We start from the raw sequence: 26,308 nt of genomic DNA, 5'->3' as shown, positions 1-26,308 counted from the left end.
TTTTAGGGATTGGGTGTCGCATACGGTTTACCTTCGGCTGTCTTCGGGGACGATTTCGCCCTCGGGTTCGATGCCCTTGAGGTATTTGCCGAGGAATTTCTCCATCGTGCGGTAGAAATCGAAGCGGTTTTCCTCGTTGTGGAAGCCGTGTCCCTCGTTGTCCTTGACCATGTAGTCGACATGCACGCCGCGTTTGCGCAGGGCGTTGACCATCTGGTTGCTCTCGTTAATGTTCACACGGGGGTCGTTGGCGCCCTGTACCACCAGCAGCGGGGTTTTGATCCGTTCGGCGTTGAGTGCCGGGGAGTTTTCGCGCAGCATTTGGGCGTCCTTTTCGGGATTGCCGACCATCTCGTACATCATGTCGAGCATCGGTTTCCAGTAGGGAGGGATGGTTTGCAGGAACGAGAAGAGGTTCGATACGCCCACGTAGTCCACGGCGCAGGCATAGAGGTCGGGATCCTTGACGATACCCTGCAACGTGGCGTAACCGCCGTAGCTGCCGCCGTAGATGGCGATCTTCGCGGGATCGGCGATGCCTTTTTCGATCAGCCAGTTCACGCCGTCCGTAATGTCGTCCTGCATGGTCTGGCCCCACTTGCCGTAGGCGATTTCTGTGAATTTGCGTCCGAAGCCGGTCGAACCGCGGAAGTTCATCTGCAGTACGGCGTAACCGCGGTTGGCGAGGAACTGCACCTCGGGGTTGAATCCCCACGAGTCGCGGGCCCACGGGCCGCCATGCGGATTGACCACTACGGGCAGGTTCTTGGCGTTGTGAAGCGTTTTGCCGACGGGCAGCGTGAGGTAGCCCTCGATTTCGAGGCCGTCGCGCGAGGTATAGGTAACCGGTGTCATCTCGGCCATCTGCTGCTCCTCGATCCAAGGTGCGAGGTCGGCCAGTTTGGTCATCGTGTCGGCTTTCACGTCGTAGAGGTAGTAGGCGCCCATCGTGCGGTCGCCGCCCGCATAGACGATATATTTGTCTTCGGCCTTGTTCCAGCCGCTGATGCCGACTTCGTAACCGCGCAGGTGTTTCTCCATGCGGCCGAACATCTCGCCCGTCGCCTTGTCGAAGAAATGGCGCCTCACGCCTTTGTGGCCTTCGTACGAAACACCCTGCAATTTTTTCTGTGCATCGCTGTACCAGATGCCGCGCAGGTCGTATTTGTCGTTGGTGTAGAGTTGTTCCAGCTCCTCGCAGGTCGCCGGATCCATCAGCACGAGTGCCGATTTGTCGCGCCCGAGGTTGGTGATGGCGTAGACCAGCTTGTTGTCCGGGGTGAAAGTGGCGAACGAAACGCCTTCCTTGAAGTTGGTCGTCAGTACGGGACGGAAAGGCTCGGCTTCGGTTTCGCGGTAGCGGATCTGCGTGTTCACGCCGTCGACGATGGCATAGGCTACGCGCAGCTTGCCGTCATGGTCGGTCTGCCAGCCCTGGATGTCGCCGGGATTCTCGCACAGCATCGTCATCTCGCCCGTCGAGAGGTTCAGGCGGTAGGGGTCGAAGATCATCGGGTTGCGCTGGTTGGTGCCGATGATCATCAGCGAGTCGATCTCTTCGAGCGGGTCGATGATCTGTGTTCGTACGCCCGGGATGGCCGTATAGGCTTGCGGGTTGCTGCCGTCGATGTCCACGCCGTAGAGTTGGAAATTCTCGTCGCCGCCGGTGTCTTTCAGATAGAGGATGCGGTGGTCGTTGGCCCAGAAGTATCCGGCCAGGTCGCGTTCGGTTTCCGAGGTGATGCGCACGGCGTCCTTGCCGTCGACAGGTTGCACGAAGATGTTGCGGCGGCTTTCGTAAGGCGCCATGTAGGAGAAATATTTTCCGTCGGGCGATATTTGGTACCCGGTTTTTTCCGTATTGCGGAAGAAGGTTTCCAAAGGCAGCTCGGGGGCTGTCTTGGGTGTACAGGCGGCCAGTATGGCTGCCGTAGCGGCGAACATGAGGAGTTTTTTCATGGGGTTTATTCGTTTGGATTTTCGTTCTGCTTTTTCGTGCGCAAGGCGTCCCGCCAGATGCTGCAGACCGAGAGGGTCAGCAGGATCAGGATCGGGATGTCGCCGGTGTGCGACGCCCCGGGAAACATCAGGTGCGTGGCTACTTTGATTGCAAAGGCTGCCACGGCGATGAAAATGGCCAGGATGCGGATGACTTTTTCGATTTCCATAGTGGGTGTCTTTTTGTTTTTGACACTGCAAACTTACAAAAGAAATTTTGAAAAACAAATAAAATTTATTGTTTTTCGATAAAATTTTTATGATAAGCAACTTTTTCCTGCCTGACCGCAGAGAAACCGTAACAAAAAAACGCCCGGAGGCGTTTCTTGTAATGAGTATTGCCCTGACAGCCGGGTCTATTCCGCGTCGACGAATTTGTAGAGCTGGTCGCCGCGGTGGATCGGGGTGTCGGTGTGCACGGCGCAGAGGGTGCCTTGTGCCACGGATTGCACCGGGGTGCCGTCGGTGTCGTGCAGCTCGGTGAGTGCCTGTTCGGCGATGCCGGTGGTGGCACCCATGAAGAAAATATCCTCGCCCACGGACAGCGGTGCGGCTTCGACCAGTACCTCGGCCACCGATATTCTCTTGTAGAAGTTTGTTACCTTGCCTACGTAGACCTTGCGCCGCGTGGCGGCCGAGCCGTAATGTTGGCTGTGTTCGGCCACGGGGCGCCCGGCGTAGTAGCCTTCCCAGAAGCCGCGGTTGAAGACCGTGGCGAGCCGCTCCTTCAGCCCGGCGGCCAGGGCGGGGGTGTAGGTGCCCGCTTCGATCGCGCGCAGCGCTTCGTCGTAGCATTCCACCACGCGCTTGACGTATTCCGCGCCGCGTGCACGCCCTTCGATCTTCAGCACCCGCACACCCGCACCGATGAACCTGTCGAGGAAATCGACCGTGCAGAGGTCTTTGGGCGAGAGGACGTAGCGCCCGTCGATGTCCAGCGCCGCACCGGTCTCCGTGTCCGTGACGGTGTATTTGCGGCGGCACAGCTGGCGGCAGGCTCCGCGGTTGGCCGAGCAGTTGGTTTCGTAGAGCGAGAGGTAGCATTTACCCGAAATCGACATGCATAATGCGCCGTGGGCGAACATTTCGATTTCGACCAGCTCGCCACGCGGGCCCCGGATGTCGTTCCCGACGATCTGGCGGTGTATTTGCGCCACCTGTTCGAGCGTCAGTTCGCGTGCCAGCACCACCGTGTCGGCCCACTGCGAGAAGAACTTCACGGTTTCGGAATTCGAAATGTTGCTCTGGGTCGAAATATGCACCTCGACCCCGATGCGCCGGGCATAGAGTATCGCCGCGAAATCGGTGGCGATGATGGCGTCGATGCCTTCGGCCCTGGCGCGGTCGATTACCTCGTGGACGGTTTGCATCTCGTCCTCGTAGACGATGGTGTTGACCGTGAGGTAGGCCTTGACCCCTGCGGCGTGTGCCGTGGCGACGATCTTCGCCAGGTCGTCGAGCGTGAAATTCGCAGCCGACGCCGAGCGCATGTTGAGCTTCCCGACGCCGAAATATACCGAGTCCGCCCCGGCCTGTATGGCTGCGGCCAGTGCTTCGTAAGACCCTACGGGGGCCATGATTTCTATCTCGGAGCGTTGCATAGTGTCGTTTACGGGGGATGTTCCTGTGAGGGGTGTTTCCGGAATCAGTTTTTGCGTCCCATCAGGCTCAGGGCGTATTCGCGCATCCGTTCCGTGCGGGATTTTTCGACCGAAAGGGTGTCGAGGATGCCCAGCGCCCTTTCGAAGCGCAGCGAAATCTGCTGTTCGGTGAGGCGTGGTATGTCGAGCCGGTCGTAGACGGCTTTTATCGTGGCGATTTTCTCGGCGTCGGGCATCTGTGAGCGGTGCGTCGAGCGGAGCACTTCGCGCGTAGGTTCGTCCGCGCGGCTTATGGCCGTGATCATCAGGTAGGTCTGTTTGCCTTCGAGGATGTCGCCGCCGATGGCCTTGCCCAGCCTTTCGTCGCCGTAGCTGTCCAGCAGGTCGTCCTGCAACTGGAATGCCAGTCCCAGTTCGATGGCGAAGCGGCGCAGCTTGCGGCAGTCCTCTTCGGAAGCGCCGCCCAGCAGGGCGCCGATCGTGGTGGCCCCGGCTAGCAAAACCGAGGTCTTCAGCTCGATCATGTGCATGTATTCCACGACCGAAACCTTCGGCTTGCGTTCGAAATCCATGTCGTACTGCTGCCCTTCGCACACTTCGAGCGCCATGGTGTTGAACGTCGAGAGTATCTGCGGCAGCAGTTGCGCCGGCACTTCGCCCAGCAACCGGTAGGCGCAGATCAGCATGGCGTCGCCCGAGAGGATCGCCACGTTCTGCCCCCACTTGGCGTAGACTGAGGGTTTGCCGCGCCGCACGGCTGCATTGTCCATGATGTCGTCGTGCAGCAGCGTGAAATTATGGAACACCTCGACGGCCGCGGCGGCCGGCAGGGCATGTTGTATCTTGTCGGTGAAGATGCCGTTGGAGAGCATCAGCAGCATGGGGCGCAGGCGCTTGCCGCCGCCCGCGAGCGAATAGCCGATCGGGGCGTAAAGTAGCTCGGGTTCGGCCGGGAACTCGGTTTGGGCCAGGTAATTTTCGATGGCGGAGAGCAGTTGCTCGTTCGTTTGCATAGTCTGACAATACTTTTGGATCGGAATCTGTCCCAAAAGTAGGAAAAAAGTTTGGAGTAGCCGAATTTTGGATTAACTTTGACCTGATAAATTCTAACCTTTAACCAGAACACGATATGAAAAAACTCGCTATCGGCGTGGACATCGGCGGTATCAATACTGCGTTCGGCCTCGTCGACGAAAACGGCGACCTGTATGCCGAATCGGTCATTTCGACCAAGAAATACCCCAGTGTAGACGATTATCCGGCCTATGTCGAAGACCTCTGCCAGGCGATGCACGCACTGGCCGACAGCCTTTCGTTCGAGTACGAACTGACGGGTATCGGTATCGGTGCCCCCAATGCCAATTATCATAAAGGTACGGTCGAAAACCCCGCGAACCTCTGGAAATTCCGCGAGGGAGACCCCAATCCCGATGAAAGCCGCCGCGTTTTCCCGCTGGCGGACGACATCCGGAACTGCTTCGGGGGTGTGAAGGTGCTCGTGACGAACGACGCCAATGCCGCGACGATCGGCGAGATGATCTACGGCAATGCCAAGGGCATGCGCGACTTCATCATGATTACGCTCGGTACGGGCCTCGGATCGGGTTTCGTCGCCAACGGCGAGATGATCTACGGCCATGATGGCTTTGCCGGAGAGTTCGGCCATGTCATCGTCGAGCGCGACGGCCGCGAGTGCGGTTGCGGGCGGAAGGGCTGCCTGGAGACCTATGTTTCGGCTACGGGTATCAAGCGTACGGCATTCGAACTGATGGCCAAAATGTCGGCTCCCAGCAAGCTGCGCGACATCGCTTTCGGCGATTTCGACGCTTCGATGATCTCCGCCGCTGCCGAGCAGGGCGATCCCATCGCACTCGAAGCCTTCCGTTTTACGGGCGAGATGCTCGGTCGTGCGTTGGCCGACGTGGTGACCGTCACGTCGCCCGAGGCGATTTTCCTCTTCGGCGGCCTGTCGAAGGCGGGCAAGCTGATCTTCGAGCCTACGCAGTGGTACATGGAGGAGAATATGCTCTTTGCATTCAAGAACAAGGTGAAGCTGCTTCCGAGCGGTATCCAGGGTAAGAATGCCGCGATTCTCGGCGCTTCGGCCCTGATCTGGCAGGAGGAGCATAAATAATCCGGCGGAAGGCCGGGCGACGGGCGTCGCTTCGGTTTGCCTGGCAGAGGATGAGCCGGGATTGTCTTGTCTTGCCGATGCCGTTTTCGGATTTGTCCGGATGAAAAGAATGCCGGCGGAGTTTGTGCTCCGCCGGCATTGCCGTTACATACCGGCTGCCCGGTGTCCCTGTGAAGGGCTATTTGTTGTAGGCGGTCAGCATCCAGACCATCTTCTCCTGCTCCTTCAGGTAGTCGCTCATCAGCGCCACGGTAGCCTCGTCGCCGGCCTCCGAGGCCAGTTCGAGCAGCTTGCGCTCCTCGCCGATAAGGTAGCTGTACGTGGTGAGGATATGCCCGATGGCCTCATCGCCGCGTGTTACGCCCGAAACCTCCTTGACCTTGGCGACCCTGAGGTATTCGCTGAACCTGTTTTCGGGCTTGCCGCCCAGCATCAGGATGCGTTCTGCGATCTGATCGGCCTTTTCGGCAGTATCGTCATACAGCTCTTCGAACTTGCCGTGCAGGACGAAGAACCCGTGCCCTTCGATGTCCCAGTGGAAACCCCGCAGGTTGGTGTAAAATACTTGAAAATCAGCCAGCAGCGAATGCAGTGCCGATACTACGCCCTGTACCTTCTTCTCGTTCAGGTGCAAATAATCCAGTGTTTTCATAATCGTTTTTTATTTTAATTGTTTGTATATCAAATTATTCCCTTGATCCGGTCTTCCGAGGCCGACAGGGCTGCCTTGGCTCCTTCGCCCATTGCGATCACGATCTGTTTGTAACGTATGTCCGTCACATCGCCCGCTGCATATACGCCAGGTACCGACGTGCGGCACTCCTTGTCGGTGAGGATTTCTCCCGCGCGGTTGGTGTCGAGGATGCCGGCGAACAGCTTGCTGTTGGCTGAGAGGCCGATCTGGACGAATACGCCGTCGAGCGGCAGCCGTTTTTCCTCTCCCGTCGAGCGGTCTTTCGTGCGCAGGGCCGTCATGCGGCTGCCGTCGCCTTCGACCTCGAGCGTCTGCACGTTCGTATGTACCGCTACATTGGGGTGCGTGCGCAGCTTCTCCTGCAATACCTGGTCGGCCTTGAGAGTCTCCATGAATTCGAGAACCGTCACCGAAGCGCAGGTGCCCGCCAGGTCGATTGCGGCCTCGACGCCCGAATTGCCGCCGCCGATCACAGCGATATGCTTCCCGGTGTAGAACGGCCCGTCGCAGTGGGGGCAGAAGGCTACGCCGCGGCCGATGTACTCCGCTTCGCCCGGCACCCCGAGCCTGCGCCACGAAGCTCCCGTGGCGACGACCAGTGCCGGGGCGCGGAAAACCTCCCCGCCTTTGGCATGCAGCTCCCGGATGCCGCCGTCCATGTCGAAACGTTCGATGCGGCGGTTGTCGCAGATGTCAATCCCGTAGGCCTCCATGTGTCTGCGCAGGTCGCCCGCGAGCTCTGCTCCGGTCGTGCGCGGCACCGAGACCAGGTTTTCGATGCCTACCGTTTCGTTGACCTGCCCGCCGACCTTTTCTGCCACGACCGCCACGCGGAGCCCCTTGCGGGCTGCATAGATCGCGGCCGAAGCCCCGGCGGGGCCGCCCCCGGCGACCAGCAGGTCGTATTCGCGCACGACGGGCGTGATGCCTGTATCCGAGGTGCCGAAACGTTCCTCGAGTTTATCCAGCAGTTCAGCCAGCGAGCCACGGCCGACGTGGATCAGCTCTTCGCCGTGGAAGACCGCCGGTACGGCCTGGATATTCAGCCGTGCAACCTCCTCGGGGAACAGGGCTCCGTCCACGGCCGTATGGGTGATCCGGGGGTTGGAGAGCGCCAGCAGGTTGAGCGCCTGTACCACATCGGGGCAGTTGGTGCAGGTGAGCGACATGTAGGTCGTCAGCGCGATCTGCCCGCCGAGCGCCCCGATCTGTCGGCGCGTCGCTTCGTCGGGCAGGTTTTTGCCCTTGCCGTCGGCGTTCAGCACGGCCAGTACCAGTGAGCTGAACTCATGGCCGTTGGGCACCGCCCGGAAGTGGATGCCGGTGTCCTTCTCGTTGCGCAGAAGCCGGAACTCCAGTCCCTGCCCGTCGGTGATTCGACAGCCGATCTTCGCGGAACAGGCGGCCGTCTCTTCGAGCAGCTCGAGCAGCTCTCCGCGCGACGCATGGCCGGGGTCGGCCGTGACGTCGAACACGTAGGAGGCTTCCAGCCCCTCGAACAAGCGGAGCAACTGCTCCCTGAGTGTATGATCCAGCATGGCCCTTAGATTTTACCTACCAGGTCGATACTCGGTTTGAGCGTCTCGGCGCCCTGCTGCCATTTGGCGGGGCATACTTCACCCGGGTGCGCCTCGACGAACTGTGCCGCGGCGACTTTGCGCAGCAACTCCTCGGCATTGCGGCCGATGCTGTTGTCCTGGATCTCCACCAGCTTGACCTTCCCCTCGGGGTTGACGACGAACGTGCCGCGGTAGGCTACGCCTTCTTCCTCGATCATGACGCCGAAGCCGCGCGAAAGTACACCCATGGGGTCTGCGAGCATCGGGTAGTTGATTTTGCGGATGCTTTCCGAAGTGTCGTGCCAGGCTTTGTGCACGAAGTGGGTGTCGGTGCTTACCGAGTAGACCTCCACGCCCATGGCTTTGAACCGGTCGTATTTGTCGGCCATGTCCACCAACTCGGTGGGGCATACGAACGTGAAGTCAGCCGGGTAGAAAAAGAAGATCGCCCATTTGCCTTTGAGGTCTTCGTTCGTGACCGTTACGAATTTGCCGTTGTGGTAGGCCTGAACCTTGAATTCGGGTACCGTTGAATTGATGATTGATGTCATAGCTATACTTTTTTATTTATGTGAATATTTTTTGCTGCTTTAGTTTTCTTCCTCTTTGTTGATACAAAAATAGGGGAAATCTTTGTATAAATCAAATTGATAATATTTATGTAGTTATAGTTAAAATTTATGATAGTGCTTTTACCGCGCTCCGGCCTGTGTTTTGCCGTTGCCCGTAGATTTTATAAAAGTACGGAGCCCGGCGTATCCGTGCAATCGCAATTTCAGGGGAATTTTCCCCGCCCGATACCCGTTATTGGGGATATGCGCCGGAATCCGGAACAGGCGGGGCCGGGAACAGGATCGGAGTGCCCGGGGCAGCCGGGATCGCATCATGCGGGAATCCGGAATGAAGATTCCCGCAGGCCGCCGGGGTTTTCCCGGTGCCGGGAGCGGGGTGCCTGCAAAACGAAAGCCCCGGAGCGTTAACTCCGGGGCTTGGGCTCTCCTCCCGCCTTGGGTGCGGGGTGTTCCTGTTTTATCGCATCGCGATCTGCGAGGTTCCGATCAGGCGGCCGTCGCAGAACAGTTGTACGGTGTAGGCACCAGCGGCAAAGCCTGTGCTGTTATAGTAGATACCCACTTCGAGATCCTGGTTCTGGTAGTCCACTTCGCGCATGGCTGAATAACTCAGGCGTTCACCCTCGAAATCGAAAGTCGGCATGGCCTCGGTCGTCAGTACATAGCCGTCGGGCGAGGTGATACGGACGTAGACGGTCTTTTCGCCCGGTGTCGCCAGCTCGTTGGCCGTCAGTACGAAATCCACGCGAAGGCGCGCGGCATTCTTGATCCTCGACACGGGTTTGCTGTTGGCGTTGAGCGCCGAGAGACGGATGTCGCGGGCGCGGATCACGGCGCCGACACGTACCTTGTTGTCCAGCTCGGCAGCCTTCTCCTCGGCCATTTCGGCGCGCAGCTTCGCCGACGAGATCTCCTTGCGGTAGGTTACGTTCTCGTTGATGAGTTTTTTGTTGAGCGTATTGAGCGAGTCGATCTGGCGGATGTAGCTCTTCATGACCGTACGCAGCGTACCCACCTCTTTTTCGTACTGTTTGATCTTGGCCAGGTTCCATGAACGCTCCTTTTTCAGGCGCGTCATCAGCGAGTCTGCGCGGTCGCGTTCCACGTTGAGGTTGGCAGAGATGCTGTCGTTGGTCACCTGCAGGTTGTCGTAGTCGGTCATCAGGCGTCCCAGGTCGTTCTGGATCGAATCGCGGTCGGCCTGCAGCAGCTGGTTGTCGACCATCTGCTGGCGGTGTATGCTGAAATAAAGTACCGAAAGCGCCACCAGGATCACCGAGAGGATGATGATGACGATGCGGTAGCCGCGGATGGATTTTTCCGGGACGGGCTGCGAGGTCATGTAATCGTCGTCCTCGAATTCCGAGGGGTCGTACCCTTGCTTATTTTCTTCCATAAAAACAGTTTTTCAGTGTCGAATTTACCTGATTGTTCGCCGGGTCAGGGTTATCCTGAGGCAAAGATAACAAAATTTTTATTTTATGAGGCTCGTCATCGGGTATTTAAGCCCCTTGTAGCCCGAAATATAGGCATTGATGCTGCCTACGCGGACGGGCGACTCGATGTAAAGCGGGATTTTGTTCTCGTCGTCCGAGATCCATAGCGTGAAGACCGTGCCGTCGGTGAAGGAGAACCCTTCGGAGGTGCCCAGCTGGCATTCGAACTTCAGGGTCTTGAAGCGTCCCATGTTGCGGATCTTCTTCGTTTCGCGGCTTATGTACCTGTAATTCAGGTGCCGGATCGTGTCCTGCAATACCATCTGGAGGGTTGCGGGCTCACCGGGTTTGAAATCCTCGGCATTGGCCGAGCGCATGGTGAAGAAAAGCGCGATGGCATCCATGCTCTCGGGAGTCAGGGGCATGGTTTTCTCCTCGAAAGGCCGTTGGCGCCGCCGCCACCGGGTATGCACCTGGTCGTTGTCCCAGTCGTAAGTGTAATAGCTCTGGAACGTGTAGTCGCCCTCCTTGAGGTCGCTTTCGAAACGTACCGGACGCAGCGTCTCGGGGCTGATCCACACCGTGTAGATATCTTCGAGGTTGAAGAACCAGCGGTAGGTGGGCAGCGTGCGGCCGATGCCCTCGACCTTGTAGAACTTGCGGTCGTCGAGCTGCACCTCGCTCGTCTTGACCTCGACCGCTCCCACTTCGGTGTTGGGGAACATCTTGGCCTTGTAGCTGACGCGGTAGAAAAGCTGCTCGCCCGGGTGGTAGAGCTGGGCTGCGGCAGGCAGTGCGGCGGTGAATAACAATATCGTGAATAACAGTCGTTTCATGGAAAAAGGGTTTTTAATGGATAAACGGTCGTGGGTATGAAATATTACGAAATCATCGAAAAATCAATCTCTTCGCGCCCCGAATAGCGCCTCCTTAACTCCCTGAGGCCGCGGTGCTCCGGCCGGGAGAGGGTGCGGTCGGCGGAGAGGATGCCGGCCGCCGCCTCGCGCGAAACGGTGAGTATTTGGACATCGAGCGTGGGGTTGGCGATCTTCAAATCAAACGCCATGCCGCTCTGGAGCGTCCCGTTGATGTCGCCCGCACCTCGCAGCTTGAGGTCGAGCTCTGCCAGGCGGAATCCGTCGTTGGTTTCGCACATGGCGTCGAGGCGTGCCCGCGACTCCTTCGAGAGCTTTTCGCCCGACATCAGGATGCAGTAGGATTGTTCGCCGCCCCGCCCTACGCGCCCGCGCAACTGGTGCAGCTGCGAGAGCCCGAACCGCTCGGCCGATTCGATGACCATGACCGTGGCGTTCGGCACGTCGACGCCTACTTCGATGACCGACGTGGCGACCATGATATCGGCCTCGCCCGACTTGAACTGGCGCATCGACTCCTCCTTGTCGGCGGGTTTCATCTTGCCGTGGCAGATCGTCGTGACGTAGTCCGGCAGCGGAAAATCGCGCGATATGGCTTCGTAGCCGTCGGTGAGGTCTTTGTAATCCATGGCCTCGGACTCCTTGATGAGCGGATATACGACATAGACCTGCCGTCCCTTGGCGATCTCCTGCTTCATGAAGCCGAACAGGCGCAGCCGCGCCGCATCGGTGTAATGTACGGTCTTGATCGGCCGTCGTCCCGGCGGAAGCTCGTCGATCACCGAGACGTCGAGGTCGCCGTAGAGGGTCATGGCCAGCGTGCGGGGAATCGGCGTGGCGGTCATCACGAGGATGTGCGGCGGCTGCTCGTTTTTGATCCAGAGCCGGGCGCGCTGCTCCACGCCGAAGCGGTGCTGCTCGTCGATCACCACGAACCCCAGGTTGGCGAACTGCACCCGGTCTTCGATCAGGGCGTGCGTGCCGATCAGGATGTGCACCTCGCCCGAGGCGATCCCTTCGAGCGCCAGCCGGCGCTCCCTGGCCTTCGAGGCGCCGGTGAGGATGGCGACCTTCACCCCCATGCCGTCGAGCATACGCGTGATGGTGGCGAAATGCTGGCGGGCGAGGATCTCGGTGGGCGCCATCATGCAGGCCTGGTAGCCGTTGTCCACGGCCAGCAGCATCGACATCAGCGCCACGAGGGTCTTGCCGCTGCCGACGTCGCCCTGCAACAGGCGGTTCATCTGGTAGCCCGTGACGGTGTCCTGCCGGATCTCCCTGATGACCCGTTTCTGCGCTCCGGTGAGCGGGAACGGTAGCTTTTCGTTGTAGAAGGTGTTGAAGACGCCCCCGACCTTCATGAACAGGAAACCGTTGTTTTTGGCCAGGCGCTCCGTGCGGCGCGACTGGACGTTGAGCTGGATGCCCAGCAGTTCGTCGAATTTCAGCCTGTACTGTGCCTGCCGCAGCAGTTCGGGCGACTGCGGGAAATGGATGTTGTAGTAGGCGTCGCGCAGTGGGATCAGCCCGTAGCGGGTTCGCACCTCGTCGGGCATGTAGTCGGGGATATGGTCTTTGGCCAGCGCCCACGCATTGCAGATGATCTGGTACATGCCCTTGGCGCCGAGCACGTTCGAAAGTTTCTCGGTCGAGGGATAGATGCCCTGCATGCCGCTTTCGGCTTTGCGCGAGAGCGCCTGTTCCATGGTCTCCAGCTCGGGGTGCGCCATCGACAATTCGCCGCGGTAGAACGACGGCCGTCCGAAAATGAGGTATTCGCGTCCCACTTCGACCCGTTTTTCGATCCATTTGATACCTTGGAACCAGACCAGTTCGGCCGACCCCGTGGGGTCGGAGACATAGGCCGTGAAGCGGCGTTTGCGGCCCGTGCCGGCATAGGCTACGCCCGTCACGCGGGCGCGGAACTGGAGCAGGGTGGGCGCATCGTCGGTGATCTCGGCGATGCGGTAGACTTTCGTGCGGTCGATATAGCGGAACGGGTAGTGACGCAGCATGTCGCCCAGCGTACGGATGCCCAGCTCCTTGTCCAGAAGCCGGGCGCGGGCTTCGCCGACGCCGCCTACGAATTTTATGTCGTTGTCCAGGTAGTCCACACGACAAATATACGAAAAAACAGGAAATCCGTATCGCGCACAGGGCGTTATTCCTTTTGCCGGGTGTTGCCGCGGGCTATTCCGGGCTATTCCTGCGCGTCCTCCTCCAGCGTGACGTCGACACCGATGCGGGCGAAACTGCCCCCGCACCATCCCTCGGCTTCCGAGACGCGGTCGGCTTCGGTGAATTCGACCGGAACGGACTGTGCCGCGAACTCCCCGCCGTTGGACGGGCCGTCGGTGTCGGTAAACAGGATGTCCGCCGTCGTTTCAATGGAGAATAATTGTCCGGGAAGTTCGTAGCAACCGTCGTCCCCGGTCTGTGCCTTATAGGAGCTGTTTGGTTGGCGCACCTCGATCCCGGGTATCGGGGTGCCGGTTTTGTCGGTTACCTTGCCGCCGACCCAGATATTTACGTGCGGCGTTCCGTACATGGCGGTCGGTGGTTCTCCGTTTTTCTGTTTTTCGCAGGCCGTAGAGAACCCGAGCAGTGTCAGCAACAGGAAAGACAGGCGTTTTTTGATGCGTTTTTTCATGGCGGGAGCGGGATTGTGGTTGCTATCCGAAATATAGGGAATAAATCGGAATTCGCAAAATCGCGGATTATCTTTATCTTTGCATCACAATCGCAGAAGAGATGAATCTTTCGGAATACAGTCGCCGCCCGAGTTGCGAGGTGCGCATCGGGCGGGTCGTGATCGGCGGCGGGCACCCGGTCGCCGTGCAGTCGATGACCAACACCGACACCAACGATACCGAAGCCAGCGTGGCGCAGATCGAACGGATCGACCGCGCCGGGGGAAAGATCGTGCGCCTTACGGCACAGGGGCGGCGCGAGGGCGAGAACCTTGCCCGCATCGTCCGCCGTCTGCGCGACGAGGGCTTCGATACGGCCGTCGTGGCCGACATCCACTTCCTGCCCGAGGTGGCCGCCATTGCCGCGCAATATGTCGACAAGGTGCGCATCAACCCGGGCAATTACCGCACGGATCGCGGGGAGCTGGAGGAGTTGATCGCCCGCTGCCGCGAGCGGGGCGTCGCCCTGCGCATCGGCGTCAACCACGGGTCGCTCGCCAAACGTGTCTTCGACCAGTGGGGAGATACGCCGCAGGGCATGGTCGTCTCGGCCATGGAGTTCCTGCGTGTCTGCAAGGCGCACGGATTCGACCAGGTCGTCGTGTCGATGAAGTCGAGCAACACGCGCGTCATGGTCGCCGCTTACCGGCTGCTGGTCGCGGCGATGGATGCCGAGGATATGCACTATCCGATCCACTTGGGCGTCACCGAGGCCGGCAGCGGCATCGAGGGGCGTATCAAGAGCGCCGTAGGTATCGGGGCGCTGCTCTGCGACGGCATCGGCGACACGATCCGCGTATCGCTGACCGAGGCCCCGGAGCACGAAATTCCCGTGGCGGAACTGCTGGTAAGGCACTTCGCGGAGCGCCCCGGGATATTTCCCGTGCTGCATCCCGAGCGTTACTCCCCGACCGAGTACCGCCGCCGTACGAATATACAGGTGCCGGTCGTGCACAGCGAGCCGCTCGACGGCTTCCGCGTAATCGAGGCCGTGTCGGGCAATCCCACGGCCGAGCTGCGCGCCGCGATCCTGAACCTCGATACCCCCGAACCGGTCGTCGTGAAACGCCGTTACGAGGAGACCTCGCTGGAGACATTGGCCGTGAAGGCTGCCGCCGACCTGGGGGTGCTGCTGCTCGACGGGCTGGCCGACGGCATCTGGATCGACGCGCCGGGATTTGCCGAAGAGCAGGTGCGCGAAATCGAGCTGATGATCCTGCAGGCGGCGCGCGTGCGGTTCTCGCACACCGAGTACATCGCCTGCCCGAGTTGCGGTCGCACGCTTTACGACATCGAAAAGACCCTCGCCGACATCAAATCGCGCACGTCGCACCTTTCGAACCTCAAGATCGGCGTCATGGGATGCATCGTCAACGGCCCTGGCGAGATGGCCGATGCCGACTACGGGTACGTGGGTGCCGTACCCGGCCGCATCACGCTCTACAAGGGGCGCACGGTCGTGGCACGCAACATCCCGCAGGAAGAGGCGCTCGACCGCCTCGTGGAACTGATCAAGGCCGACGGCGAGTGGGTGGAGCCATGACGATCCTGCCGCTCGCATACCTGCCCTCGGTCGAGTACTTCGCGCACTTGTTGTGCGGCGGGTGCGTCGTCGACCTGGGCGAGCATTTCGTGAAGCGCTCGGAGCGCAACCGCGCCCGTATCCTCGCTACGGATGGGGTGATGGAGCTGACCGTCCACGTGTGTCATGCCAACCGTCCCCGCCAGCCCGTACGCGACGTGCGGATCGACTATTCGAAACGCTGGCAGCACCAGCACTGGGGGGCGTTGGTCGCCTCCTACAAAGGGTCGCCCTATTTCGATTTTTACGCTGAATATTTCGAACCTTTCTACCGCCGGGAATACGGATTCCTGGCCGATTACAATGCCGAACTGCTCGGTCGGCTCTGCTCCCTGCTGCGCGTTCCCATGCCGGAGTTCTCCCAGGCGTATGTCGCTGCCGCCGCGGGCGACACCGACCTGCGTCCCAAACGGCGCAATGAGGGCCCGGCGTTCATTGCCGAGCCCTATGTGCAGGTCTTCTCCGATCGTATGCCTTTCCAGCCTAATTTGTCGGTTGCGGATTTACTGTTCGCCGAGGGCCCTGAAGCCGTTTCGGTTTTAAGACGTTGCCGACTCTGAGCGTCACGCTGTCGCGCAACGGCCCGGCGATGGCCTTGATTTCGACCGTGCCCCGCAGCGACACCGAATCCGTGCGGTACTGGCACGTGGCGTATTCCGTCACGGCCAGCGTGTCGGCCCCTGCGAGCAGCGTGGGGGCACCGGCCGACGAATAGATATGGAATGCCTGCCGTTCGCCGTCGCGCAGCGTCCGCCGCTTGTCTGTGATGTGCAGTGTCGGTTCCTCCTTGTTCCACAGAGCCTTATAGAGGTAGAACGCATCCTTGCGCTCGCGGCGGTCGATGGTCACGAGACCGGCGCCGTTCACCCCGTAAGGCCGGCGTACCGAACCGTAGTCGAACATGTTGTTGATCCATGTCCCCCAGAAAAGCGAGTCGTTCTGGAGGTTTTTGGCATACTGCTCGTGGAAGTGAGTCTGACGCTCCTCGGGCATCCAGTTCGCGCGGGGTGCCGCCTGTGCCGTATAGCTTTTGTGTCCGATGAAGCCGCTGCCCCCGTAACAGATTCCCGAGCGGAGGTGTGACCACCCTTTCTGCAACTGGTCGCGCCATACGGTCACGTCGTCCGTCGTGCCTTTGCGCCAGCCTACGTCCTGTCGCCAGACGATCAGGTCGGTGATGAAGTTGATATTGCCGTCCTGGTCGCTGCAGGCCACCGTGGGACGCGAAGGGTCGAGGGCGTGTGCCGCCGCGTTGAGCTTGCCCAGGTAAGGCGTTACGTCGTTGCCGCGCGTCCAAAGCCGCGAAAAGATACCCCACATCACCACCGAGGGGTGGTTGTAGTTTTGGGCAATGATCTCCTGCAACTGTTGCAGGCCGTTCTGTTCGAACTGCGGGGTGGCGTAGTAGGCCACGTCGCCCAGGAACGAGGAGCGGTGGAACGGCGCATCGACCCATACCAGCATGCCCAGCTCGTCACAACGGTCGTAGAGGTATTGCGCATGGGGCATCACGGCCGAACGCAGGGCGTTCGCCCCGAGGGTGCGGATCTGGCCGAGGTCAGCCTCATAGTCGGGCGCGATGAGTGCGCCGCCCGAGATGGCGTTGTCGTGGTAGAGCGTTACGCCGTGTATCGGGATGCGGCTGCCGTTGACCGCAAAGCCGCCCGCCGGGGTGGCTACGATGCTGCGGAAGCCCGTGCGCACAGCGACGCTGTCGGTGACGGTCGCGTCGCCGATGCTTACCGATACCCGGTAGAGGGCCGGGTTGGCGGGACTCCACAACTGCGGGGCGTCGACCGAGAAGGGAATCGTGACGGGTTTCCCGTCGATGCGCGTTTTCTGTCGTTTGGAAAATACGCGGCTGCCGTCGGGCGCCGTGATGTCGAGCGTCAGGACGCAACTGTTCTCCCCGCCGGTAACCAGATGGATCTCCGCTTCGCCTTCGACCCGCTCGTCGCTGACCGAGTTCTGGCGCACCAGTATGCCGTCCGAGCCGAGGTAGAGGGGTGATACGGCTGTTTTTTCCGTAAGGATCAGCTCCGCTTCACGGTAAATGCCTCCGTAGAGATTCATGTCCGTCGAGGTGGGAAGCACGTCGTCGCAGTAATTGTTGCTGACGACGACCAGCAGCGCATTGTCGGAACCGAACCGTATCTTGTCGGTGATTTCGAGCGCAAAAGCCGTACCTCCGCCCTTGTGCCCGCCGACATAGTAGCCGTTGACGAAGACGTCGGCCACGCTTTGCACGCCGTAGAATTTCACGAATAACCGTTTGGTCGCCCATTCGGCCGGGATATACATGTCGTTCTGGTAGTTGGCCGTTGTTTCGAGGAAATATCCGGTGCCTCCCGTATCTGTATTCCAGGTGTGGGGCAGCGTAACATGTCGGGCGTTGTCGCTGCTGTTCTCCGACTTGAAGAAGAAACGCCATCCCTCGTTCAGGGGGAATACCTCGCGGGCCTGTGTAGAGGCGCAGATGGCGAGGAGCAGGAGTGTCGCTATGTATCGTTTCATTGTCTCGGATGGTTTTGGTGTCCTGATGCAAAGATAATACAACGCCGGCTCAAAATCAAATTTTCCGCTGCGGGCGCCGCTTCCGTGCTGTCGGTATCCGGAGTCGGCTGTCCGGCGTTATTCGGGGCGGAATGTATGTCGGGATATACGTACGGCGTGTTTGTCGGTTGAGTGGTGTGCATTCGTATTGGGCCGTTGCGTGATTGTAGAAACACTGCCGGGTCGGGCGCGAGCGGATATTAGGACAGGGTCGGTCATTGCGGGCCGCCTGCCGCGCGTGATGCCCGCGAGAGGAAGATCGGAAGAGTTCCGCGGAACTTCCGGGCACAAAAAAAGCGGCAGACCGCGCCTCTTCGGTCTGCCGCAGGCAGGAGTTTTACTTGAAAAGTGGGAGTTTTTGTTACCAAAAAACTTTGGGGATGTGCGACTCCTGCCTTGGGGTATGTTTCCGGGTTCCCGGCGCTGCTGTGAGGCAGCGCCGGATTCCGCGGGAAAGATGTCTTAGTCAAGAACAACCGGTTTGACCTTGACCTGAACGAGGGTCTTGGCGACGCCGTACTTGTGCTGAACCGATACGGGAATCAGTACCGATACCTCTTTGCCGAGGTCGTTACCAAGCAGGCTGTGGAAATCGAGTTTCGTAGCATCCTGGGCATTCGTCTCAAAGCAGTTCTGACCCGAAGGCATCTTGAAGAACGAGTTGGCGCTATAAAGCTTTCTCTTGGCAACCTCGGTTGCGTAGTTGTCGGCAGTGATACCCTCGATGCTGACAGCCGAAATATTGCCCTGCGCGTCGACAGCCTGATTGACAACTGCTTCGGCAAAGTTCCATTGAGCGGTCTTGACATCGTAGTACTTGTAGCGTTCGGGAGCATATTCATCCTCACCTTGCGCTGCTACCGGGGCTTTTGCAGCTACGAGGTAGTTCTGGAAGTCTCGGATCGAAATAGCCTCTGCGCAATCGATAGTCTGTCCTTCAGCTGCATAGGGAAGCTCTACGACACCCAGGTCGTTCACGAACTTGAGCGGGGCAACGTAGGAAAGTTCGAACGTTTCGACCAGATAGATGTTCTTCGGGTTGATTGAGCCCCAAATCTTCGCGTTCGCACGCTGGCCGAGCAGTGCATAGCCGGCTGCATTTTCACCCACGAATACGGATATCTCGGATGCGACCGACTTGCCGTTGTCTATACCGAACCATGCATTCTGCGTCTGAGTGCCGTTGAACTGGATTCTCGAAGCATTACCGCTGAGGGTCTTCGATTGCAGCACATAGCCGTAATCGTCGTTGTTGTGCTCTACCTGGGGTTCGGCGGTTGCAGGGTTAAAGTTAACCTTGAAGTCCGTAACTGGCTGCGTTTTGGAGAACTGAATATCCCATACGGCGCAGTTGTTCATATTGGCGAGCGGCTTCTTGTCGGTAAATGCGCTTGCCAGGTCGAACTCATAGTTAACCAACTTATCGACAGTTCCGTTGCGGTATTCCGGGTTGGCCGTGTTAATGTGGATCGGCGTGACCTTGACACTCTTGTTCGCGTTGCCTGCGTAGTCGGAGTGCCACCATGCGGTATTCTTCGTAACCGTAGCCTTCAGCTCGACGGTGAAGTTTACACCGAAGGTGATCGTCAGACCGCCGTCTACGTTGCCGTCCTTGCGTACCAGATTGATCGTAACGAACATATCCTTACCGTCCTTGTACTTGCTGAGCAGCTTCCCGTCCAGGTCGATAATCTTACCGATCTGGTCGGCCGTCAGGTGCCATTCGAACGCGGGTGTCGACTCTGCGGCATTGGCATCGAGTCCATACCACATTTCGTAATTGCCGTTCTTGTAATCGTCGGAGGTCTTGTCCGTAACGACCTTGCCTAAACCGGTATTATTGTTGCGCTCCGTCCATTTGTCGGTCGTGCTGATACCTGCGACTTTATAAGTATTCACGAAATCGGCCTGCGACATGCCGCTCTCGCCCATCTTCTCGAGGATATGCTTGTTCATATCATCCCAAAGGAACTTATAGGTATAGCTGCAACCCAGTTTCGTATAGATCTTGTCGATCGGGAAGCTGAAGGTCTTTTGTGTCCATTTGAGCTGGAGCCATTTTACGTCTACGATCTCATTGCGTTTTGCATCCCACAATTCGACGCGTACAACGGGGGTTTTACCGATGGCTGCCTGGTTATTCTCGGTTCCTTCCGGAGTAACGGGGGTTGCAACCGAGCCGTTCAGTTTGATGTACTTCTGGTTGTCGGCTTCGTTTTCGCCGCGTTTGAACGGGACTGTCGGCACTGCGAAACGGAATTCCAAACCCGCAACAGCAAGAGCTGCCTTATTGATTTCACGGGCCTTAGCTCCCTCTGCATTGGTTGCACAACCGGTAACCAGGGTCAACAGGTCGATCGTTTCGTCGTAATCGCAAGTCGCAGCCGGCTTCGATGCCACCAAATCTGTTGCCTTCTTATACGTCTCGTAGAAATGATAATGTTTGCTGTCCGTATCGCTGTACTTGGCAATTCCTTCCCCGTCATCGCGCAGGGCTGAGATCTTAACATCATAGATATATTCGCTCAGTTTCGTATAGTCGGAATAAATGAACGTATCGTCGGCATCGTCTTCCAGCCATTTCTCCGCAATAGGCACCTTCAATGCTGCCGTATAGATATTATTTTCGGGAGCAGGCTTTACAAGACCATAACCGGCAACACGACGTGTGTTGACTGTCAGTTCGTTGCTCTTGATGTTCCATGCACTGCCGGCCTCGGTCGACCATGTGTTGGAAACGACGGACAGGAGCGTGCTGCCGACGGCGGAACGCGAAACAGCCTGTTCGAACACGAACGAAGGAGTCTCGATATCGCTGTTGGTAACGACCGAAGGCGAAACGTGGTAGCGAACGGGTGTAGCTTTTTCGGAAATATACCAATACTTTTCGGTAGCAGGAGTAACAGCGGCCGTTTCCGTAGAGGTATTGACCTTCATTTTCTTGTAGCGTAACGAGTTGACTTCGATCGTCTCAATGCCGTTTTCATAAAGATCGGGAATCAGCGTTACACTGGTCAGACGTCCCGATACCCATTTTTGCAACTCTGCCGTCAAATCTGTTTTCGCATCGGCAATGGCATCGGCAATAGCATTGGTTATAACACCGTTTTCTGCCAAGGCGTCGGTCAGGCACTGGTGCATTTTACCATCGTATTGCGAAATGGCAGCCGTGATAGCCTGGTAGATCTTGCCTTCCTTACCAGCTTCGGACGAAAGCGCTGCATCGAGTGCCGATGTGAAACGCGTGTCGAAAGCTGCCTGGAAAGCTGCTCCGTTTGCATTTACAGCAGCAGCTACAGCATCGTCGATGGCCTTCTTGATGGCTGCATCGGTGTTGTAGACTTTCAAGTTCTTTGCAAGAGCTACGGCATCTGCAACACTGACGATTGTCGCATAGGTTTTGGCAGCATCTGCTGTCTTGAGGAAAGCCCCGTCGCAATATTTCTTCAGATTATCAATATTGGTTTGCAAGCTTTCATGGGCTTTAACTGTTTTTTCGAGTTCTTTTTCAAGCTGCTCGATATCACCTGTGGCGGAAGAAATGGCCTTTTCCTGTTCGTTGATTTTTTGCTGAAGATCCTTGTCGGCCTGCTCCAGCGTACTGATTGTAACCTTTAGGGAGTTGAGTTGTTCCTCAAGCGAGGCAAGCTTGCCCGTCTCGAGGCCTTCGATTTTGTTGTTGATTTCCTTGATGTCGTCGTCGTAGTCCTTACAACCGACACCGGCTAACATTGTTCCCGTGAGGAACAGTGCGGATAATTATTTTGACCTTGTTTATCAGTCTGTTAATGACAATAAGAAGTAGCCGGTTGACTGGACGGTTTACAATCCGCCGGTATTCGTTTCGAGCGGTTCTGTCCGGGGGATTTGCCAGATGCGTTTGTTGGCGCTGATAATCTTGTCGGTGTCGAACTCCTTGAGGTAGGTCTCGATCTCCGCGGGGTTGCGTCCCATGTTCTGAGCGATCAGGGGCAGGGGAACGTCGGCATGGTAGAGCCTGGACGCATAGGTATGGCGTGCCGCATAGAAGGTGACTTTCCGCGTGAGGCCGATGCGTTTGGCAACCCGTTGCAGGCTTTGGTTTATCACGTTGTTCGCATAGGTGATCCGCTCGAACTGGTGCACAGGGTCTTCGTCGAAGTAGATCGGAAAGACGAAATCGTTGCCCCGCGCCTTTCCCAGCCCTAAAAACGGCACCATGTAGGGCCATGCCACCGACCGTTCGACCAGCACCCGTGTCGGGTGTTGCGTCTTGGCACGGACGAGGTTGATTTCGTAGAACGTGGCTGTGGCCTTGTGCACCTCGGCATATCGCAGGCCGTATGTCGTACGATCCCGGTCGTATTTCTCCTTGTCAGGAATTTCGATGCAGACCATATCCTTCCACTTCAGCCGGGCGAGGTCGACCAGGGCAAGCCCCTGGAAGATATAGGAGCAGATAAACAGCGCGAGCGAAAACTGTTCGGCATCGATCGCGGCCTGCCTGACGGTGCCGTCCGCCCCATACACACGGCTGCGCCAGTAGCGTCGCTGCATCGTTTTTACATCGGGCTTTCGGTTCGTCTTATAATAATAGGTGTCGAGGTAGTAACGTACGATCGCCTCCAGTTCCCCGGTTTCCAGCGCCCGCTTGGCCGTCCTGACATCGAGCCTCCGGCTGAGGCGGAACCCGTGGAACGGGCTTACGGCCAGCTGGCCGCTTTGGCAAGCGTAATTCATCAGCGCCTTGAATGCGCTGAAGAAGCGTTTTATGCTCGTGTCGGCGTAGCGCGTATGGAGGTGCTGTTCGAAATCCTGCAGCCAGGCCTTGTCCACGTCGAACAGCTCGACCGTCCGGTTCTGGGAATACCGTCCGATAATATGCCGCAGCGTCTGGTAGCCGGCCGCCGTATTGTGTTTCTGCATGGAGTCCCTGAAATAGGCGATGCGTTCTTCGAACAGGTCGTCCAGCGTTTTGCGCGACGGCGGTTTCCGCCCCGAAGCCTCGAGCAGGCTCTGCACCGAATAGGCCATGCCCTGCCGTTCGTAATCCAGCACCTTGTTTTTCAGGCACATCAGTTCCGATTCGATAAGGGCGTTCATATTCATCGAAAGGGGATGGCGTCCGCGTACTTCCTGTTTCGCCGTATTCCAGAGTTTTGCGGGGCAGGAGAGCCCCGTACTCTTGTATTTACGTTTGCCGTTGTAACAGACCCGGATCATGACGGGGTGTTCGCCGTTGGCAAGGGTCTTGGAGGTGTAAAGGAGCGCGGTAATGGTAGCTTTTGCAATTTTCATCTTTTTTCCGGTTTACGCTATGGTTTACAAATTAAGGGGCGGAAAAAGCCCCGTTGCCCCGGCAACATATGTCCTATGCGATTGATATGCAATAATAAATCCGGCCTTATTCCCCGTCGGGAAAAGGCACAAGAAAAATCCCTCTTCGGGAGAGGGATTCATCCTGTGGCCGCGCATGCCGATCAGCCTTTGCGCTTGTAGCGCGAGGGGCTTGTGCCGGTATGCTGCTTGAAGTATTTGCCGAAGAACGACTGGGTCGAGAAATTGAGGTGGTAAGCGATTTCCTGGATACTCATTCCCGAGTATTTCAGCAACGCTTTGGCCTCGAGGATCACCGACTCGTCGATCCAGCCCGCAGCAGTTTTCCCGCTGACTTCCTTGACGACCGATGAAAGGTATTTAGGCGTGATATTCAACTGTTTGGCATAGAAACTCACGTTGCGTTCCCGCTTGTTGTACTGTTGTAACAGGGACATGAATTCGTCGAAAAGTACTTCGCAGCGCCCCTGTTTGATTCCGCCGGGCTGCTCGCGCTGGTTAATCTCGGTGATGATGTAGAACGCCGTGGTAAAGAGCGTGCGGATGATCTCGTGGCGGTAACGCTCCTTGTCGCTGCGCAGCATGGTTTTGATCAGTTGGAACAACTGGCGTATCTCATCCACGTCCTGCGGCGCGACTTCCAGCACGGGGGCTTTCCCGAAGCGCATGTAGACCGGCAGCGAGGTAGAAAGGTCTATCTGGATTTCGTTGACGAACGACTTGGAGAAGGCGAGGAAATAGGCTGCGGCGTTCGCCGAACATTTCACCGTGCGGATGATGCTGTCGGGATTGAAAAAGACGATCGTATTGGGTTTGACACTGTAATTCTGCATGTCGATCGACACGGTCGCCTCGCCTGTCATCATGATGATGGCCGAAAAACCGTCGATCGAAGCCGGGTACTCGGCCGTCGTATTGTTCTGTGCAGAAAGCGTTGTGATTACCAGATCGTCGGAGAGATAGAACACATCGTTCATCTCCTTTTTGATACGGGAGATCGAAACCTTACGCAAGTTCTCCCTTCCGCTCTCCCTTATCGCCCTTGCCGTTTTGATAGTATCCGCCATATCGTCGTGGTATTTCGGACAAATGTAACATTTTTCATACGCAAATGCAATATCTCGTGCAAAAAACAAAGGAAACGCAATGTCCGCGGCCGGATTTTGTCCCGCCTTTATTTCCCCTCCTCGCGGGGGCACATCACACGCAGGCCGCCGGCGATACACTCAATATGCAGCGGAAATTCGGCACCCTTCTGGCCGTCGACGTCCGTAGGTTCGTTGAGTGTCGAGACGATGTCCAGCGCCCGAACCCGCAGGTGGCGGACGATCTTGGGGTTTCCGCCCAGCAGGTAACGCCCCATGGCCAGCGTCGAACGCAGGAAATTCTTCTTTTCGAGCATCAGGCAGTCGAACAGGCCGTCCTTGATCGACGACCGGCGCGCAAGGCGGAATCCCCCGGCGGTTTCGCCGTTGAAAACCAGCACCATGAGCGAATTGAAATCGAACGCCTCGCCGTCGGCCACGACCTGGAGCGGCACGGCGTGCATCGCCCGGAACTCCTTGACCCCTTCGATGATATAGGCCAGCTTGCCGATTTTGTGCTTGCGTTCGTCGAGCGTACGCTGCGAGGTGGTGGTAAAGATGCCGAAGCTGAAAATATTGACGAAGTAGAGGCCGTTCACACAGCCGCAATCCACCCGGTCGATGGCGCCCGAGGCAATCTGCCTTGCTGCTTCGAGCGGTTTGTGCGACATGCCGAGCGCCCCGGCGAAATCGTTGGCCGTACCTGCGGGGATTACCCCCAAGGGGATATCTAGCCCCTTGCTTTTCATGGAGTTGACCACATAGTTGACCGTGCCGTCGCCGCCGGCCACGACCATCAGGCTGATCTGCTCGTTGCCGTCGAAGGGATTGGCTTCGAAGTCGATCGGCTGCGGGGTAATCTCGTAGCCGTAAGCCCGGAATACGGTGCAGATGCTATCGGTACAGTGGCCGATCTTGCACTTGCCGGATTGGGTGTTGTAGAGGAAAACTGCGCTTTTCATAAATCGGTTATTGCATGATTGCCGCCTTCATGGCGGGCGAAACATACTCTTCATAGCCATCCGCGCCGTCGGCGAGGATGAAATAGACTTTCATCCGGGGCATGGACTTCGCCGCGGCCAGCGCATCGTCGGCCCCCATCGCCAGGAACATGGTTCCCAGGGCGTCGGCCTCGGCGCAGGTCGGAGCCGCGACCGTCACCGACAGCAGGCGCGAAACGGCGCTGCGCCCCGTGCGGGGGTCGATTGTGTGGGCGATCTTGTTGCCCTTGGCATCGAGGTAGAAACGGCGGTAATTGCCCGAGGTGGCCAGGCCGCCTTCGGTCATCCCGATACGCCGCTGGAGGTATTCGCCGTTCGACATGTTGCCGTCGAACGGGGTCTCGATGCCGATGCGCCACGGATCCCCCTGCCGGTTGACGCCCTTGCAGCGGACTTCGCCGCCGATGTCGACGATGTAGTTCCGGGCACCGAACGACTCGACGAGCTGCGCGAGCAGGTCGACGGTATATCCTTTGGCGATCGAATTGAAATCCAGCTGCACACGGGGATCGTCCTTTATCAGGCGGCCGTTTTCGATGCGCACCTTTTGACGGCCCACGAACGCAAGGATCGAATCGACGTTCGGGTTCTCCTGCGCCTCTTTCCCGGCGAAGCCCCACGCCTCGACGAGCGGTTTGACGGTCACGTCGTAACGGCCGTCGCTCAGCGAGCTGATGCTGTCGGCCAGGCGGAGGTTGAAGGCGATATGGCGGTCGACGCTGTCGGTCTGGTTGCGGTTCAGGCGGCTCAGCAGCGACGCCGGGTCGAAGATCGACATCGAGGCCTTGGCCTCCCGGTCGAGCGCCATGACGGCGGCGTAGAGCTCCTGCGGCGAAGTGCCCTGCACGTCGGCCACCACGTGCAGCGTCGTGCCGAGCATCGTCCCGTCGACGGTCGTATAGGAAACCTTGCCGCCGCAGCCCCACAGGAAGGCTGCGCACATCGTCGCGAGGAGTGCGAAAATAAGCGTCTTTACCATAACGTAGACTTGTTTTGCCGCAAAAATAGTATTTTCCGGAGTTTAAGGCGATAAATCCGTGTAAAAAAGGTAAATAATTTTTCATTTGCCATGCTTAATTGTCAATTATTTCGTAACTTTGCCGGACGCTCTGGCGTTATCCACGGTAAGGGGGATGCGTCGTAGAGTGGAATTTAAATAAACTTTCAAAAATGGCTTATTTAACAGCAGAGAAAAAGCAGGAGCTTTTCGGC

General features: G+C 58.1%; 20 protein-coding genes. 3 read left to right on the top strand and 17 right to left on the bottom strand.

What is annotated here, in order from left to right; translation table 11 throughout:
• Positions 1-27 precede the first annotated feature (27 nt).
• From B3C38_RS03280 to B3C38_RS03265, 4 genes are all read right to left on the bottom strand, one after another.
• The gene (locus tag B3C38_RS03280) at positions 28-1,944 is read right to left on the bottom strand and encodes a S9 family peptidase (protein ID WP_390128115.1); all 1,917 of its coding nucleotides are present in this window, start codon (positions 1,942-1,944) and stop codon (positions 28-30) included.
• Between the two features lie 20 nt (positions 1,945-1,964).
• Entirely contained in the window at positions 1,965-2,168 is a 204-nt protein-coding gene (locus tag B3C38_RS03275; protein ID WP_022331842.1) for a hypothetical protein, read from the bottom strand.
• A gap of 186 nt (positions 2,169-2,354) precedes the next feature.
• Entirely contained in the window at positions 2,355-3,599 is a 1,245-nt protein-coding gene (locus B3C38_RS03270) for a peptidase U32 family protein (RefSeq protein WP_022331841.1), read from the bottom strand.
• Positions 3,600-3,643: 44 nt separating this feature from the next.
• A complete protein-coding gene (locus B3C38_RS03265; protein WP_018696293.1) occupies positions 3,644-4,612 on the bottom strand; it encodes a polyprenyl synthetase family protein in 969 nt (322 codons plus the stop codon).
• Positions 4,613-4,728: 116 nt separating this feature from the next.
• Here B3C38_RS03265 and B3C38_RS03260 point away from each other — a divergent pair, with 116 nt between their 5' ends.
• Positions 4,729-5,733 carry an ROK family protein gene (locus B3C38_RS03260; RefSeq protein WP_022331840.1) on the top strand — a complete coding sequence of 335 codons (1,005 nt, stop codon included), beginning with the start codon at positions 4,729-4,731 and terminating at the stop codon, positions 5,731-5,733.
• A 178-nt stretch (positions 5,734-5,911) separates the two neighbouring features.
• Here the strand turns inward: B3C38_RS03260 and B3C38_RS03255 are convergent, their stop codons facing one another.
• The 7 genes from B3C38_RS03255 to B3C38_RS03225 all read right to left on the bottom strand — a co-directional run bounded on the left by B3C38_RS03255 (position 5,912) and on the right by B3C38_RS03225 (position 13,519).
• A complete protein-coding gene (locus B3C38_RS03255) occupies positions 5,912-6,385 on the bottom strand; it encodes a Dps family protein (RefSeq protein ID WP_286725283.1) in 474 nt (157 codons plus the stop codon).
• A 29-nt stretch (positions 6,386-6,414) separates the two neighbouring features.
• Positions 6,415-7,965: an alkyl hydroperoxide reductase subunit F gene (ahpF, locus tag B3C38_RS03250; protein ID WP_286725280.1), complete on the bottom strand. Its 1,551-nt coding sequence runs from the start codon at positions 7,963-7,965 to the stop codon at positions 6,415-6,417.
• A 5-nt stretch (positions 7,966-7,970) separates the two neighbouring features.
• Positions 7,971-8,537, bottom strand: a complete 567-nt coding sequence (ahpC, locus tag B3C38_RS03245) for an alkyl hydroperoxide reductase subunit C (protein WP_286725278.1) — start codon at positions 8,535-8,537, stop codon at positions 7,971-7,973.
• A gap of 478 nt (positions 8,538-9,015) precedes the next feature.
• The gene (locus B3C38_RS03240) at positions 9,016-9,954 is read right to left on the bottom strand and encodes a hypothetical protein (RefSeq protein WP_117507761.1); all 939 of its coding nucleotides are present in this window, start codon (positions 9,952-9,954) and stop codon (positions 9,016-9,018) included.
• A gap of 78 nt (positions 9,955-10,032) precedes the next feature.
• On the bottom strand, positions 10,033-10,830 hold the full coding sequence (locus B3C38_RS03235) for a DUF3108 domain-containing protein (RefSeq protein ID WP_022331836.1): 798 nt from the start codon (positions 10,828-10,830) through the stop codon (positions 10,033-10,035).
• Positions 10,831-10,874: 44 nt separating this feature from the next.
• Complete coding sequence (recG, locus tag B3C38_RS03230; RefSeq protein WP_276790960.1) at positions 10,875-12,983, bottom strand: ATP-dependent DNA helicase RecG; 2,109 nt, start codon at positions 12,981-12,983, stop codon at positions 10,875-10,877.
• Between the two features lie 86 nt (positions 12,984-13,069).
• Complete coding sequence (locus B3C38_RS03225; protein WP_022331834.1) at positions 13,070-13,519, bottom strand: radical SAM-associated putative lipoprotein; 450 nt, start codon at positions 13,517-13,519, stop codon at positions 13,070-13,072.
• A gap of 101 nt (positions 13,520-13,620) precedes the next feature.
• Between B3C38_RS03225 and ispG the strand changes: the two genes are divergently transcribed.
• Entirely contained in the window at positions 13,621-15,102 is a 1,482-nt protein-coding gene (gene ispG, locus B3C38_RS03220; protein ID WP_022331833.1) for a (E)-4-hydroxy-3-methylbut-2-enyl-diphosphate synthase, read from the top strand.
• The gene (locus B3C38_RS03215) at positions 15,087-15,701 is read left to right on the top strand and encodes a WbqC family protein (protein WP_232044663.1); all 615 of its coding nucleotides are present in this window, start codon (positions 15,087-15,089) and stop codon (positions 15,699-15,701) included. Before ispG ends, B3C38_RS03215 begins: the two co-directional genes overlap by 16 nt.
• Here the strand turns inward: B3C38_RS03215 and B3C38_RS03210 are convergent.
• From B3C38_RS03210 to B3C38_RS03185, 6 genes are all read right to left on the bottom strand, one after another.
• The gene (locus tag B3C38_RS03210; RefSeq protein WP_022331831.1) at positions 15,625-17,655 is read right to left on the bottom strand and encodes a glycoside hydrolase family 2 protein; all 2,031 of its coding nucleotides are present in this window, start codon (positions 17,653-17,655) and stop codon (positions 15,625-15,627) included. The two genes, B3C38_RS03215 and B3C38_RS03210, sit on opposite strands and share 77 nt — an antisense overlap.
• Positions 17,656-18,156: 501 nt before the next feature.
• Positions 18,157-21,426, bottom strand: a complete 3,270-nt coding sequence (locus B3C38_RS03205; RefSeq protein ID WP_286725265.1) for a hypothetical protein — start codon at positions 21,424-21,426, stop codon at positions 18,157-18,159.
• Between the two features lie 90 nt (positions 21,427-21,516).
• The gene (locus tag B3C38_RS03200) at positions 21,517-22,971 is read right to left on the bottom strand and encodes a site-specific integrase (RefSeq protein ID WP_286725262.1); all 1,455 of its coding nucleotides are present in this window, start codon (positions 22,969-22,971) and stop codon (positions 21,517-21,519) included.
• 182 nt (positions 22,972-23,153) lie between these two features.
• Positions 23,154-24,077, bottom strand: a complete 924-nt coding sequence (locus B3C38_RS03195) for a helix-turn-helix domain-containing protein (RefSeq protein WP_286725259.1) — start codon at positions 24,075-24,077, stop codon at positions 23,154-23,156.
• A 107-nt stretch (positions 24,078-24,184) separates the two neighbouring features.
• Positions 24,185-25,057 carry a YegS/Rv2252/BmrU family lipid kinase gene (locus tag B3C38_RS03190; protein WP_022332337.1) on the bottom strand — a complete coding sequence of 291 codons (873 nt, stop codon included), beginning with the start codon at positions 25,055-25,057 and terminating at the stop codon, positions 24,185-24,187.
• Between the two features lie 7 nt (positions 25,058-25,064).
• A complete protein-coding gene (locus tag B3C38_RS03185) occupies positions 25,065-26,075 on the bottom strand; it encodes an FAD:protein FMN transferase (RefSeq protein WP_286725255.1) in 1,011 nt (336 codons plus the stop codon).
• Positions 26,076-26,308 lie beyond the last annotated feature (233 nt).

Source organism: Alistipes sp. UBA1686, from assembly GCF_002320215.1.
GTDB classification, from domain to species: Bacteria; Bacteroidota; Bacteroidia; order Bacteroidales; family Rikenellaceae; genus Alistipes; species Alistipes onderdonkii.
The sequence above is the reverse complement of the archived record's forward strand: the minus strand, read 5'-3'. Positions and strand labels throughout refer to the sequence as shown.